The organism is Natronococcus sp. CG52 (genome assembly GCF_023913515.1).
Lineage (GTDB): Archaea > Halobacteriota > Halobacteria > Halobacteriales > Natrialbaceae > Natronococcus > Natronococcus zhouii.
In genome coordinates this window covers 1,000,495-1,013,568 of the sequence record NZ_CP099391.1, presented here as the reverse complement: position 1 = coordinate 1,013,568, position 13,074 = coordinate 1,000,495, and the positions used below count along the sequence as shown (strand labels likewise).

The window sequence follows — 13,074 nt, the reverse complement described above, 5'->3', positions numbered from 1 at the left end:
ACCGCTAAGTGGGCGGACCGGCGCCGTACGGGTATCGGTTCCGCAACGAATGACGCTCACCGACAACGACAGATCGATCGCACTCTTCACGATGACCGCCCACGGAATCGTCCACTGGTTCGAACTGGCGATTCCGATCCTGCTGGTCGTCTGGATCGCGGAGTTCGAGGTATCGGTCGCCCTCATCGGCCTCATCGTCGCCCTCGGATACGCGCCGTTCGGTATCGGCGCGTTACCCGCCGGGATGCTGACCGATCGATACGGGCCGAAACCCCTCGTTCTGGTGTGTCTCGCCGGTATGAGCGTCGCCTTCGTCTCGCTCGCGTTCGCGAGTTCGATCGTCGCCGTCGCGGCCAGCCTGCTGCTCTGGGGCGTCACCGCGAGCGTCTACCATCCGGCGGGGCTCGCGCTCATCAGCACCGGCGTCGAAGATCGCGGGACCGTCTTCGCGTGGCACGGTATCGCCGGCAACGTCGGAATTGCGCTCGGCCCGTTCGCCACTGCGACGCTGCTGGTGCTCTTCGAGTGGCGCCTCGTCGCCGTCGCGCTCGCCGCCCCGGGACTGCTCGCGACCGCGTACGGCCTCCGGGTGCGGTTCGACCCGACCGCCGCGCTCGACGACAGCGCGGCCGACGCCGCCGGTCGGTCGCAGTCGGCGTCCGACCTCGTCGAGACGTCGCGAACACTGTTCGGCGGCGCGTTCCTCCTCGTGTTCGCCGTCGTCACGCTCGTCGGCCTCTACTACCGCGGCGCGTTGACGTACCTGCCGGAGATCCTGAACGGGTTGCCGGCGATGAGCGGGGTCGAGGCGCCGGCCGGCTTCGAGGAGTTCGCGCTCGGTGACTACGTCTACGTCTGGCTGCTCGTAGCCGGAATGGCGGGGCAGTACGCGGCAGGGAAACTGACCAGCCGCGTCCCCGTAGCGCGCGGGCTCGTCGTCGTATTCGCGCTCCTCGCGCTCCTCGCGCTCGCGTTCGTTCCCGTGTCGTCGACGGGCGTCGGTCCGATCCTGCTGTTCTGCGGTGCGCTCGGCTTCTCGTTGTTCGCGATCGAACCGTTCTACCAGGAGGCCGTCGCCGTCTACACGTCCGCCGAGACGCGCGGACTCGCGTACGGATACACGTACCTCGGAATGTTCGGCCTCGGAGCGGCGAGCATCTCCGTCGGCGGCGTCCTACTGGATCGCGTCTCGACGGGCGCGTTCTTCGCGTCGCTCTCGGTGATCGCGCTGCTCGGTGCCGGCGTCGCAGGTAAGCTGCTACTCGATTCGTCATCGGAACCCGCACGGTCGACGGACGCCGTCGTCGGCGACGATTAGCGATCGCGCGGGGCGACTACCGCTTCCCGACCCGTTTTGGTCCTCGCCGCCGAACCGTCGAACATGGAGTACACCACGCTCGGCAACACGGGGACGACCGTCTCGAAGCTCTGCTTTGGCACCTGGCGATTCGGCAAGCAAAGCGACGGCGAACTCGAGACCGACCGCGAGGAGGCCCACGAACTGCTGGACGCGGCCTGGGACAGCGGCATCAACTTCATCGACACCGCCAACGTCTACGGCGACCCGGACGGCACCAGCGAGGAGTGGATCGGCGAGTGGCTCGAGGACCGCGACCGCGAGGACTTCGTCATCGCGTCGAAGGTCTACTTCCCGTTCGACGGCTGGGGTGAACCCGGACCGAACGACTCCGGACTGGGACGCAAGCACATCCGAGCACAGATCGAGGGCACCCTCGAGCGATTGGGGACCGACTACCTCGACCTCTATTACATCCACCGCTGGGACGAGGACACCCCGATCGAGGAGACCATGTCGGTGCTGACGGAACTCGTCCGCGAGGGGAAGGTCAACTACCTCGGCGCCTCGACGATGGCCGCCTGGAAGCTCACGAAGGCGCTCTGGACCAGCGACGTCGAGGGACTCGAGCGATTCGACGTCACCCAGCCGATGGTCAACGCGGCCCACTACGACGCCGTCGGCGACTATCTCGACGTCTGCGCCGACCAGAACCTCGCGGTCTGTCCGTACTCCCCGCTCGCGGGCGGCTTCCTGACCGGCAAGTACGATCGCGCCGAGGACGGAAGCGTCGAGGCGCCGGACGGCTCGCGTGGCGACTTCGACGGCATGTTCGAGGACCGGTACGCGACGGACCGGGCCTGGGACGTCCTCGAGGCCGTCGAGTCCGTCGCCGACGAGGTCGACGCCTCGCCCGCACAGGTCTCCCTGCGGTGGCTCGTGCAGCAGGACCGCTTTACCTGCGTGCCGATCGTCGGTGCGCGGTCGACCGACCAGCTCGAGGAGAACGTCGGCGCGGTCGAACTGGACCTCAGCGACGAGCAGTTCGAGCGGATCGATTCGGCTCGTGGCAGCGGCGAGTAACGAACTCGATCCGACGGTCGGACGAACCGTCGCCATCGAACCGTCGTTTTCGAAACGACCGATCGGTACCCGAATCAGTATCGCAGGTTAGAACCGCCAATCTCGCGTTCGAACTCCCGTAAAACCGCCGTCACGCGGAGCCGTCGACCATCGAGACGATCTCGTCGGCGTCGAGCGGATCGTCGACTGCCTCGCCGTCGACCAGTACGGTCGGCGTGCGGTCGACACCGTTCTCGTCGCCCCGGTTCCAGTCGGCGGCGAGCGTCGGGTAGTAGGTTTCCTCCTCGAGGCCGTCGATGACGATACCCCGGTCGATGCCGATCTCGGCTTCCGCGAGGTCCGCCAGGCGCTCGTCGCTCCAGTCGTCGGCGTCCATCACCGTCCGCTTGTATTTGAAAAACTGGCCGGCCGGCTCGTCGCCGGTACCCGTCGCGGCCTGGACGGTTCGGGCGGCGTTCGCCATCGGGATCGACTCGTCCTCCACCGGCAACGGAAAGTCGTAGTGACGGTACGTCGCCTCGTCCTCCTCGAGGAGGCGCTGCTCGAGTTCGGGAAACACGTCGGCCTGAAACTCCTGGCAGGTCGGACAGGCGAAGTCTTCGTAGACGTCGACGGTGACGTCGCCCCCACCGACAGTCGGGGTCGGAAGCTGATCGGCGTCGGGTTCGACGTCCTCGAGGTCGTCGGGAAGCGAGGCGTCGAACAACGCCGTACAGCCTGCGAGCGCCAGCGACGTGCCGACTCCGGCAGTCAGTGTGAGAAACGAACGGCGGTTCATTCGACAATCGCTATGGGGTGGGGGGTGTTATGGATACCGTTTCCGCGCGGTCGGCCGCGCACTAACGCTGGTTCCAGAGCCGACGGTCGACGCGACCCGGAACGCGGCCGGTCAGCCGGGAATTCCGACGACCTCGAGCGTCACGACGCCGGCGACCGCGAGCAGCGCCAGCACGACGACGACCGTGAGCCAGGCGATACCCGAAACCTTCGCCGCGTCGATCCAGTCGGCCGAGTAGCGGTGGCGGATCATCGCGACGTAGGCGAGAAACAGCAAGAGCTGGCCCAGTACCGGCACCCAGCCGAAGAGCAGTCCACCCCCGACCAGGACGACGGCCCCGAGCAACCCCGTGACGAGCGCGTTGATGCGGTCGTCCGACCCGAGGACGAGTCGTGCGCCGAGGTACACTCCCAGCCCGCCGGTCACGAGACTGATGACGAAGGTGGTGGCGAATACCATACGCGTCGACTGCACTCGGTGATGACCGACAGTGACGGTATCGCCTGCACGTGCCCGGGGAACAGAGAGCGAAAAATCAGAACAGCGACGTGGTGAGCACGAGCGCGTCGACGAGAATCGCGACGAGAACGGCGCCGAGGAACGCGTTCGAGGCGTGGAACGAGCGGAACGCCGCGGATTCGGTCTGCTCGAAGTGGAGGGCGACGGCGGTCCAGAGGAAAATGCCACCGAAGACGACGACCGTCGTCGCGTAGAGCGCGCCGAGATCCGTGATCCAGGCGAGTCCGACCGTTCCGACGAGGGTCGCGGCGAGGTAGTAGAGGATGTGCTTTCGCGTGGTCGTCTCGCCGCGGACGACGGGCATCATCGGGAACCCGCCGCGGGCGTAGTCGTCCTTGTACGCGAGCGCGAGGTTGTAGAAGTGCGCCGGCGTCCAGAGGAAGATGACGCCCGCGAGCGCGAGCGCGGGAAGGCCGATCTCGTTGGTGACGGCCGCCCAGCCGATCAGCGCCGGCAGCGCACCTGCGAGTCCGCCGATGACCGTGTTCTGAACCGTGTTCGGTTTGAGCAACAGCGTGTAGACGACGCTGTAAAACAGGATCGCGGCGAGTCCGAGCGCGGCCGCGAGGGGGTTAATCGTCAGGAAGACGGCCATCGACGCCCCCGACAGGAAGAAGCCGAAGAGCAGCGCGTTCCGGACCGGAATCAGCTCCGTCGCCAGCGGCCGGTCGGCCGTCCGGGACATCCGCTGGTCGACGTCGCGCTCGAGGACGTGGTTGAACGTCCCCGAGGCGCCGATCGCGAGGACGCCGCCGCTGAGCGTGGCGACGATGACGTATCGGTCGATCGTCGGGCCGGCGGCGAGGGCCATCCCCGCGGCGGCGACGAGACAGAGCAGCCACATCAGCCGCGGCTTCATCATTTTGAAGTACGCGAACGCGGTGAGTCGGGCGCGAGCGAGTCCACCCGAGGGTAGCGATCGGTCATCCGTCGCGGCGGGATCGACCTCGAGCGGCTCCGGCGACTCGATGACGTCGTTCTCGCGTCCGGTCGCGAGTTCGAGATCCCAGGCGAGCGCGAGGACGACGGCCGTGAAGATCACGAGGCCGAGCGCGAGGTGAAGCCCGGGAACGATCGCAGCGGGTCCGAGCGTGGCGGTGGCGGCGCCGACGCCGATCTGGACGGCGTACAGCACGACGCCGACGAGCAGGACGGCCCGGACGCGACTCGAGGCGTCGCCGAGCGTTGCGGCGACCGCACTCGCTGCGACGAACAGGCCGACGAAAACGGCGGCGAGGCGGTGTCCCCAGGCGATCGCCAGACCCGTTTGACTCAGGGGATCGGCCGGTGCGTGGCAGGTCGGCCACGTCGAACACGCGGCGGCCGCGTCCGTGAGCGAGGTCGTCGCACCGATAATCAACAGGAGGTAGACGCCGAGTGCAGTCGCTGTGAGCAGTCCAGTGAAACGACGTCGCGTACCGATCGGGCGGGGAAACGACTCGGTTGCCACGGCTATTCTCGTCTACACCGTTCGACTCTGCGTATTTAGGGTTCCCGCTTTTATCGCCATTTCTCGGTGCAACCGGGCGCGCACGGCCGACGGAGGCGAACATCTACCGTCGAGGAGGGTGTAGGTCAGCCTACTGTGGCGACACCAGACGTCGATGACCCACGCGGCGGGGCGAACGGAGCCACCGGCACGCCCGGCTCCGCCGACTCGCCGCCTGTGGCGGTTCGCGGCGGCGAGCCGACCGTCCGTTGCCCGTACTGTGGAGTGCCGTTTCACGAGCGACGGCTACGGACGTTACACTGCGGTCTCGAGCACCCCGATCGCCTCTCCGACCGCGAGCGTGCCGCCTTCGAGCGCGCCTACCTCGAGGAGGATGCAGAAATTCGCCGGTTCCGGCTCTACGCGCTCGGGACGCTCGTCCTGGTCTACTTCGTGATGCTGTTTCTGTACGCGTTCGTCACCTGAACGGCCCTGTCCAAATCGCGCCCTCGTCGAAATCGCATTGTTCAGCGGTGACGATACCCGAAACGGCTGTTACACGTGCGTCGGGAGGGTCGTGCTGAAGACGAGGTGCGAACGCAGCACGGACTACGGCGGATTTGGAGCGGAGAACGAGCGCTCAGTGCGGAGACGCACGTCTCGTTCCGGTCGGTACCGAACGGTACCGATCTCCGAGACGGTCTGAACCGGTGGTCTGACTACGGCTATTTCAGACTGGTTTATGCTGCTATGAAGCGTACGTAATGTGGTGAGTCCCCATGACGACACCAGACGAGAACAAGGAAGTCGTGCGGCGATACTACGAAGACGCCTTCAACGAGGGGCGCACCGAGCTGCTCGAGGAACTGATCGCAGAGAACGTAGTCAATCACGATCCCGTATCGGACGAGACGCTCGCTCCCGAGGAAGCGAGGGGATTCGACGGGTTCGTTCGTCACGTCGAAAGCGCGCGCGAGGCGTTTTCCGACGCGACGGTGACGATCGAGGAGATGATCGCGGAGAACGACAAAGTCCTGGTTCGGTTTACGTTCGAGGGAACGAACGACGGACCGTTCGCCGGGTTCGAACCCACGGGCAAACGGGTCACGGGGTCGAACATGATCCTCATGCGGCTCGAAGACGGCAAGATCGTCGAACGTCGGGAGGAATCCGACAGTCTGGAATTCCTCCAGCAACTCGGGATCCTACCCTCGTCGACGGATCTCACGAAGGCGGAGGCCTGAACGGACCCTTCATTTTTCGACACGGGTTTTCACGGCCGCGCTGGATACCAGCTATCGAAATAGACTGGATACCGCGTCGCGGACAGTCTCCCTCATCAGCACGCTGTGGTCGCCGACTGGCGTGCGGCGGCCGGCTTCGCGCGCACGATCGGTGGCGTCAACGGTGACCGGATCGGCGTCCGGGGATTCTCGCTGGGCGGCGACGAAGCACTCGTCACCGCTGCCCGCGAGGACGTCGACGCGTCCGTCGGCCGGACGCCGATCCTCGGCGGGGTTCGAACCCTCTTTTACGCCGTCCTCACCTTTTCGCTAACACTCGTTGCCGATCAGATTACGAACTGTTCGACCGGTACGGAACACGACTGGAAAGCTATTTGTCGGCCGTGATAGACGTTCTTCCGCCAGTTTCGGAGGGTTTCAACGGCGCCCGTACGGGTTCGCTCGCCGGCAGCCGTCGCCAGCCGGTCACATCCCCATGTCCTTGGCCGCCTCCGGAATCGGCAGGTCGTGCGGTGAGACGCCGAGCAGTTCCCCGACGTGGTCGAGCGCCATGTCGAGGCCGTAGTAGCGCTCGAGTTCGTCGCCGTCAGCCGTCGGCCGCACCTTCAACATCGCGTACCCCTCGAGGTTCTGGGCGATAGCGGCGGTCCCACCGGTCCGTCCGCCCGCGCTCGCGTCGGTCACTTCGAACGCGAGGAGACGTTCCGCCTCGGTTTCGTCGTAGCTGGCCCTGATTCCGCTGGCTTCGGCAGTTCGATCGCCGTCAGTCATGCTCGATACTGCGGAATCGACCACCGGGAACCTGTCGGTTTCCGCCGCGCCGGGGTCGGCGAACACCGACATTCCTTTTTCGGTACCCTCGAGAGTTGGGAGCGTGCCAGCCTCGGTGCCAGACACGTCCGATTCCGGGGACCCGATCGCGACGTTCCGGCTCACCCGGTCGGTCGCGATCCAGTGGGTACTCGCCTCGGTGGTCGGGTTCTTCGCGCTCGCCTACTGCTTCGGGATCGTCCTCGCCGTGGTCCGCGGGACGTCGCTCGAGCCGATCGTCGTCACGGGGACGGCACTGCCGGACGGCGGCCGCTGGCTGCTCGGCGCGCTGGGCTTGCTCGTTCTCGTGGTCGTTCCCCACGAACTCCTCCACGGCGTCTTTATGGCGCGCTACGGTGACTCGCCCTCCTACGGCGTCGGCGTCTCCCACTTCGTGCTGCCGTACGCCTACGCCGAGACGCGAGGTGCGAGCTACACCCGGAATCAGATGCTCGTCGTGTTGCTCGCACCGGTCACGGTCATCACCACTCTCGGTCTCACTGCGATGGTCTGGTACCCGTCGCCGCTGCTGATCGTCCCGCTGGCGGCGAACGCCGCCGGCTCGATCGGCGATCTCTGGATGGCGGGCGTGCTCTGTCAGTACCCGTCGGGCGTGCGCGTCGGCGAACTTCCTCGCGCGGACACGCAGGGATTCGCCGTCTACGGCCCGGGCGGAACGTCCGTCGAGCGACTGCCGGGTGCCGCCCTCCTCTCGACGACCGTCACCGGCACCGTCGGCACGCTCGCGGCGAGTACGACGGTTCTGGTCGGCCTCGTCTTTCAGTCGCTCGCGTTCGGAAGCGGATCCCTCGTTCTCGAGCCCAACGGCTGGATCCTCCTCCGGCACGAACTCCGCGCCGACGGAACGGCCGTGCTCGAGATCGGGGGCCGGCTTCTCGCCGGGATCGCACTCGGCGGCGGCGTCACGTGGGCGCTCTTTACGACGTGGTACTCGGAAACGGGCGGATCGTAACGTTCGAGCGACCCCCCGAACAAGTGGCTCGTATGACGAAGTGGCTCCAGAGCGGCCGTCGCCGAGACATCTGTTTCCTGCTCGCAGCCAACGGCGAGATGCGCAGCCAGCAACTCAAGTCGCGCCTCGAGTCCCACTACGACGACCGACTCGAGCCGAAGTCGTTCTACGGCTCGCTCTCGGCGCTGGTCGACGCGGGATTCGTCGAGAAGCGAACCGAGGGGATTCACGACGTTCACGCGCTCACGGCGGCCGGAGAGCGGCGGGTGCGCGAGCACGGGTCGTGGGTTCGGAACTGTCTCGAGGCGGCGGGGGCCGACGAGAAAGCCGAATGAACTGCCCTACTCGTCGAGCACCTGGTCGCCGATCGTGTTCCGGAGCACCTCGCTCGTCCCTTCGTAGATCTCGTTGAGTTTTGCGTCCCGGTAGAACCGCTCGGCCGGGAAGTCCTTGGTGTAGCCGTAGCCGCCGTGGATCTGGATCCCCTCGTTGGCGACCTCGCGGCTCACCTCGGAGGCGTAGAGCTTGGCCTGGGCGGACGCCTTGATGTAGTCCTCGCCGCGGATCTTTTTGTCGGCGGCCTTGTGCATCAGCAGCTTCGCGGCCTGAATCTTCGTGTCCATGTCCGCGAGCTTGTGTTTGATCGCCTGGAACTCGCCGATCGACTGGCCGAACTGTTCGCGCTCGTTGGCGTAGTCGCGGGCCTCGTCGAGCGCCGCGCGGGCGATGCCGACGCCGCGAGCCGCGATGGTGATGCGGCCGCCGTTCAACGTCTTCAGCGCCTGGACGAATCCCTCGCCCTCCTCACCCAGCAGGCGATCCTCGGGAATCCGGAGGTCGTCGAAGCGAAGCTCAGCCGTCGGACAGCCCTTGTCGCCGAGTTTCTCCTCGGTACCTTCGACGTGGAAGCCGTCGTCCTCCTCGGGCCGGACGACGAACGAGGAGATTCCCTTGTTGCCCGCCTCGGGATCCGTCTTCGCGAAGACGGTGACCGTCTCCGCGACCGAGCCGTTCGAAATCCAGAGCTTCCCCCCGTTCAGGACGTACTCTCCGCCCTCTCGTTTCGCGGTCGTCTCCATCGCCGGAACGTCGCTGCCCGCGCCAGCCTCCGAGAGCGCGAACGCGCCGATATCGGTTCCCTCCGCCAGCGGCGTCAGGTACTCTTCCTTCTGGTCCTCGTCGCCGAACTCGTAGAGCATGTTGCCCGCGAGCGAGGTGTGGGCGGCGACGATCGTCCCGAGGCCGCCGGAACCCCGCGAGATCTCCTCGAGTCCGATCGCGTAGGAGTGGTAGTCCAGTCCCGCGCCGCCGTACTCCTCGGGGAAGGGCATCCCCATCAACCCCAGATCGCCCATCTCGTCGACGAGGTCGCGGGGGAACTCGTCGTCGTGATCGATCTCGCTCGCGACGGGGACGACCTCCTCGTCGACGAACTCGGAAACCATGTCCCGTATCTGCTGTTGCTCGGCCGAGAGTGCGAACTCCATACCGCGGTATTCGTCGGTCGGTTCTTTATTGTTATTGCAACGGAATTCCCGTTTTCTCGCGTGACCCTCGTCGATCGGAACATGCCGCCGCGACCGCGGTGTTTTTCCGGGATGGGGACGAAACGATATCGAGTAGATGACAACGGGCCAGCCCGAAACAGACATCGACGCCGACCTCGAGTGGTGTTACGAGGCGGTTCACGGGGTCTCGCGGACCTTCTCGATCACTATCGATCGGCTCGAGGAACCGATGTCGAGACATATCTGTCTCGGCTATCTCCTCTGTCGGGTCGCGGACACGATCGAGGACGCGGGCCACATTCCGCCGGAGGCACAGACCGAACTGCTGACCGCGTACGACCGCCTCCTCGATCCGGACGATCCGCTTACGGTCGAAGCCTTCATGGACGACGTCGAACCCTGGATCCCCGCCGACCCGGACGAGGACTGGACGGTCGTCGCGGAGACGCCGCGCGTCCTGCGGACGTTCGAGTCCCTCGACGAGGAACCCCGGGAGATCATGCGCGATCCCGTCCGCGAACTCGTCGACGGGATGGCGATGTTTACCGATCGCTACGCCGACGAGGGCGGACTGCGCCTCCAGACCCTCGAGGAACTCGAGGAGTACTGCTGGTACGCCGCCGGCACCGTCGGGACGCTCATCACCGGGCTGGTCGCTCGCAGTGCCTCACCCGAGCGGGCCGAAGAGATGCGCCAGAACGCCCGCTCGTTCGCCCTCCTCTTGCAGCTGGTCAACATCGCCAAGGACGTCGAGAGCGACTACCACGATGAGAACAACGTCTACCTTCCCGCGGAGTGGCTCGCGGAGGAGAACGTCGACGTCGAAGCGGTGACCGCGGAGGCCAACCGGAGCGGCGTCACCAACGTCATCCGGCGGGTTACCGGCCGTGCGGAGAACTACCTCGACGACGCTCATCGGTATCTCGAGGTCGTCCCGGAGCGCCACGGCAACCGGCTCTCGGCGTGGGCGATTCCGTACCTGCTCGCCGTCGGAACGATGCGCGAACTCCGCGAGCGGCCCGAGGACGTCGTTCGCGAGGGCGACGTGAAGATCTGCCGTGCGGAAGTGTTCGCCGTCATCCAGCAGTTCGAGGACGGCGTCTCCCGCTCGCGCCTGCGCGATCTCCGCCGCGAGATGTCCGAGAAGCCGCTACACCGCTGACCCCGCGACCTCAGCAGGTCTCCGAGGGCGCGACCCGACTCTCGAGGTCACCGGCCGCCGTTACGACGATCGCGACGTGCGCACAGTCTGGCCCCCACCCGGAGTCCTCGAGTCGGTCGGTGATCGTCGCGGCCCCGAGTTCGAGGCGCTGGTCGCCGTGTTCCGCCCGAATCGCCCACTCTTTGGCCTGTTTTATCCAGCGACCCGGCAAGTGGCTCGTGTCCCCGTCCCCGTCATCCACGGCTTCCAGCCGAACCGTTCGCGGCGACTCGCGTCCGTCGCCTTCGACCGTGATCTCGAGCGTGACGGAGTCGGGAGACTCGTTGACGGCCTCGAGCGGGCGGAACCGGAGGTGCCGTCGCGTCGCGTACTGGTTCCACGTGTATCCACCCGCGAGCACGGCACTGGCACCGCCGAGCGCCGTACCGACGAGTTGGCGGCGGCTGTATCCGGAGGGCATCGGGCGTACGTTCACGCCCGTTGAGATAAAAGTGCCGAGCGCGACGATCGATCAGTCGTACTCGTAGAACCCCTCACCGGTCTTCTTGCCGAGGTCGCCCGCCTCGACCTTTCGTTTGAGGAGGTAGGCCGGCCTGTAGCGGTCGCCGAGTTCCTCGTGGAGGGTCTCGGAGGCGTGCAGACAGATGTCGAGGCCGATGTGGTCCGCCAGGGTGAGCGGGCCCATCGGCACGTTCGTCCCGAGTTCCATCCCCGCGTCGATATCCTCCTTCGTGGCGACGCCCTCGTCGAAGGCGCGAATTCCCTCGTTGATCCAGGGCATCAGGATGCGGTTCGTGACGAAGCCGGGCTTGTCGTCGGACTCCCAGGTCGTCTTTCCGAGGTCTTCGGCGAGGTCGCGGGCCAGTTCCGTCACGTCGTCGGTCGTCTTCTCGCCGACGACGATCTCGACGCCTTCCATGATCGGAACTGGGTTCATGAAGTGCAGGCCGATTACGCGCTCGGGGTGTTCGAGGTCCGAGGCGATCGACGTGATCGAGAGCGTGCTCGTATTCGTCGCGAGCACCACGTCCTCCGCACAGGCACGCTCGAGGTCCGCGAAGATGCCCCGCTTGACGTCCATCTCCTCGAGTGCGGCCTCGACCACGAGATCGCAGTCTGCGAGATCGTCGATAACCGTCGTTCCCTCGATCCGACCGCGGATCGTCTCGGGGTCCTCCTCGAGCGCGTCGCGGCTCTCGAGTCGGCCGAGGCTGTCGTCGATGGTGTCGAACCCGTTCTCGACGAACTCCCGTTCGATGTCGCGGAGCACGACGTCGTAGCCCTCGGTGGCGGCGACCTGTGCGATACCGCTGCCCATCGTCCCCGCGCCGACGACGCCGATTCGATCGATCTGATCCCGTACCATACGAGCGAGTTCTCCGATCGCTCCCGTAAATATGCCGATAGGTGTTCGCCTTCGAACAGGTCTTTCTAAAGAGCGCTTCCCGTCCTCTCAGCGAGTGAAAATATTCAAGATGGGTGGGTGTGAGATACGGGTAGCCGGTGAATCGCGTGAGCAACGAGTGTGTCGTCACCGAACTGGAAACGGACACCGTAGAGGGTTCCGAGCAACGTGTCACGTTCGAGGCGGGCGATCAGGCGCCGCTCGAGACCGCAATCGAATCGCTGTTCAGCGGCGCGTCCGGACCGTCGATCGAGTCGACCGCGGACTCGAGGATCGACGCCGACGAGCGGGCGGCGCTCACGTCGGCCGAGGTCGACCCCGAATCCGTCGCGGACAAGGAGCACTCCTACCGCATGCTGCTGGACGCGGGGGTCGACGAGGGAGTCGCGGCCGCACTTCGCCGACGGTTCTCGCTGCCCTGGTCGTTCGAGAGCGACGACGATCTGGACCGCCGCTCGAGCGAAGTCCGGGGACTCGGCGACGCGGAACGCGAGTGGATCGCCAAAAGCGGGGAAGAGGATTGGCAGACGTTCGAGTACGACCACACCGAACAGCTCGCGGCGAGAAACGACGGTCCCGACGAGCGGCCGTGGTCGAAGCCGACGCCGATCACCGCCGTCACCGGCGTCAGCGCCGACGACGCTGCCGTCCTGGCCGAGGCCGGGATCGTCTCGGCCGAGCGCCTGGCGACGATCGACGCCGCGACGGTCGCGAACCTGCTCGACTTCGACGTGTTGCACGTTCGAACCTGGCGCTACAACGCGCGTGAACTCGTCGAGTAGTTCGGTTCGCGTTCTCGGGAGGATACCGGAGTAATTTCAAACTATTTCAGGTTTTTCTACTGCGGCGGACAATCGTCGTGTTCG

At 65.9% G+C, this 13,074-nt stretch carries 16 protein-coding genes; 9 read left to right on the top strand and 7 right to left on the bottom strand.

Going from position 1 to position 13,074, the window contains the following annotated elements; genetic code table 11:
• Nucleotides 1-49: 49 nt before the first annotated feature.
• Both NED97_RS05265 and NED97_RS05260 read left to right on the top strand, forming a co-directional pair.
• Entirely contained in the window at nucleotides 50-1,318 is a 1,269-nt protein-coding gene (locus NED97_RS05265; protein WP_252489674.1) for an MFS transporter, read from the top strand.
• Between the two features lie 63 nt (nucleotides 1,319-1,381).
• The gene (locus NED97_RS05260; RefSeq protein WP_252489673.1) at nucleotides 1,382-2,380 is read left to right on the top strand and encodes an aldo/keto reductase; all 999 of its coding nucleotides are present in this window, start codon (nucleotides 1,382-1,384) and stop codon (nucleotides 2,378-2,380) included.
• 130 nt (nucleotides 2,381-2,510) lie between these two features.
• Here the strand turns inward: NED97_RS05260 and NED97_RS05255 are convergent, their stop codons facing one another.
• From NED97_RS05255 to NED97_RS05245, 3 genes are all read right to left on the bottom strand, one after another.
• On the bottom strand, nucleotides 2,511-3,158 hold the full coding sequence (locus NED97_RS05255; protein WP_252489672.1) for a thioredoxin domain-containing protein: 648 nt from the start codon (nucleotides 3,156-3,158) through the stop codon (nucleotides 2,511-2,513).
• Nucleotides 3,159-3,269: 111 nt separating this feature from the next.
• Nucleotides 3,270-3,617, bottom strand: a complete 348-nt coding sequence (locus NED97_RS05250; protein ID WP_252489671.1) for a hypothetical protein — start codon at nucleotides 3,615-3,617, stop codon at nucleotides 3,270-3,272.
• A gap of 76 nt (nucleotides 3,618-3,693) precedes the next feature.
• On the bottom strand, nucleotides 3,694-5,133 hold the full coding sequence (locus NED97_RS05245; protein WP_252490574.1) for a heme o synthase: 1,440 nt from the start codon (nucleotides 5,131-5,133) through the stop codon (nucleotides 3,694-3,696).
• 129 nt (nucleotides 5,134-5,262) lie between these two features.
• Here NED97_RS05245 and NED97_RS05240 point away from each other — a divergent pair, with 129 nt between their 5' ends.
• The 3 genes from NED97_RS05240 (at nucleotide 5,263) to NED97_RS05230 (ending at nucleotide 6,737) form a co-directional block, all read left to right on the top strand.
• The gene (locus tag NED97_RS05240; protein WP_345781225.1) at nucleotides 5,263-5,592 is read left to right on the top strand and encodes a hypothetical protein; all 330 of its coding nucleotides are present in this window, start codon (nucleotides 5,263-5,265) and stop codon (nucleotides 5,590-5,592) included.
• A gap of 293 nt (nucleotides 5,593-5,885) precedes the next feature.
• A complete protein-coding gene (locus NED97_RS05235; RefSeq protein ID WP_252489670.1) occupies nucleotides 5,886-6,350 on the top strand; it encodes an ester cyclase in 465 nt (154 codons plus the stop codon).
• 105 nt (nucleotides 6,351-6,455) lie between these two features.
• A complete protein-coding gene (locus NED97_RS05230; RefSeq protein WP_252489669.1) occupies nucleotides 6,456-6,737 on the top strand; it encodes a hypothetical protein in 282 nt (93 codons plus the stop codon).
• A gap of 78 nt (nucleotides 6,738-6,815) precedes the next feature.
• On the opposite strand, the gene NED97_RS05225 is transcribed toward NED97_RS05230, so the two are convergent.
• A complete protein-coding gene (locus NED97_RS05225) occupies nucleotides 6,816-7,121 on the bottom strand; it encodes a DUF7111 family protein (protein ID WP_252489668.1) in 306 nt (101 codons plus the stop codon).
• A gap of 115 nt (nucleotides 7,122-7,236) precedes the next feature.
• Here NED97_RS05225 and NED97_RS05220 point away from each other — a divergent pair, with 115 nt between their 5' ends.
• Nucleotides 7,237-8,133 carry a DUF3267 domain-containing protein gene (locus NED97_RS05220; protein WP_252489667.1) on the top strand — a complete coding sequence of 299 codons (897 nt, stop codon included), beginning with the start codon at nucleotides 7,237-7,239 and terminating at the stop codon, nucleotides 8,131-8,133.
• A 32-nt stretch (nucleotides 8,134-8,165) separates the two neighbouring features.
• Entirely contained in the window at nucleotides 8,166-8,468 is a 303-nt protein-coding gene (locus tag NED97_RS05215) for a PadR family transcriptional regulator (RefSeq protein WP_252489666.1), read from the top strand.
• Between the two features lie 6 nt (nucleotides 8,469-8,474).
• Here the strand turns inward: NED97_RS05215 and NED97_RS05210 are convergent, their stop codons facing one another.
• Nucleotides 8,475-9,620, bottom strand: coding sequence for an acyl-CoA dehydrogenase (locus tag NED97_RS05210; RefSeq protein ID WP_252489665.1), 1,146 nt, complete (start codon nucleotides 9,618-9,620; stop codon nucleotides 8,475-8,477).
• 136 nt (nucleotides 9,621-9,756) lie between these two features.
• Here NED97_RS05210 and NED97_RS05205 point away from each other — a divergent pair, with 136 nt between their 5' ends.
• Entirely contained in the window at nucleotides 9,757-10,803 is a 1,047-nt protein-coding gene (locus NED97_RS05205) for a phytoene/squalene synthase family protein (RefSeq protein ID WP_252489664.1), read from the top strand.
• A gap of 10 nt (nucleotides 10,804-10,813) precedes the next feature.
• On the opposite strand, the gene NED97_RS05200 is transcribed toward NED97_RS05205, so the two are convergent.
• On the bottom strand, nucleotides 10,814-11,263 hold the full coding sequence (locus NED97_RS05200; RefSeq protein ID WP_252489663.1) for a hypothetical protein: 450 nt from the start codon (nucleotides 11,261-11,263) through the stop codon (nucleotides 10,814-10,816).
• Between the two features lie 51 nt (nucleotides 11,264-11,314).
• Nucleotides 11,315-12,169 (bottom strand): 3-hydroxyacyl-CoA dehydrogenase family protein, encoded by an 855-nt coding sequence (locus NED97_RS05195; protein WP_252489662.1) that lies wholly within the window; start codon nucleotides 12,167-12,169, stop codon nucleotides 11,315-11,317.
• Nucleotides 12,170-12,306: 137 nt separating this feature from the next.
• Here NED97_RS05195 and NED97_RS05190 point away from each other — a divergent pair, with 137 nt between their 5' ends.
• On the top strand, nucleotides 12,307-12,990 hold the full coding sequence (locus NED97_RS05190; RefSeq protein ID WP_252489661.1) for a DUF7409 domain-containing protein: 684 nt from the start codon (nucleotides 12,307-12,309) through the stop codon (nucleotides 12,988-12,990).
• Nucleotides 12,991-13,074 lie beyond the last annotated feature (84 nt).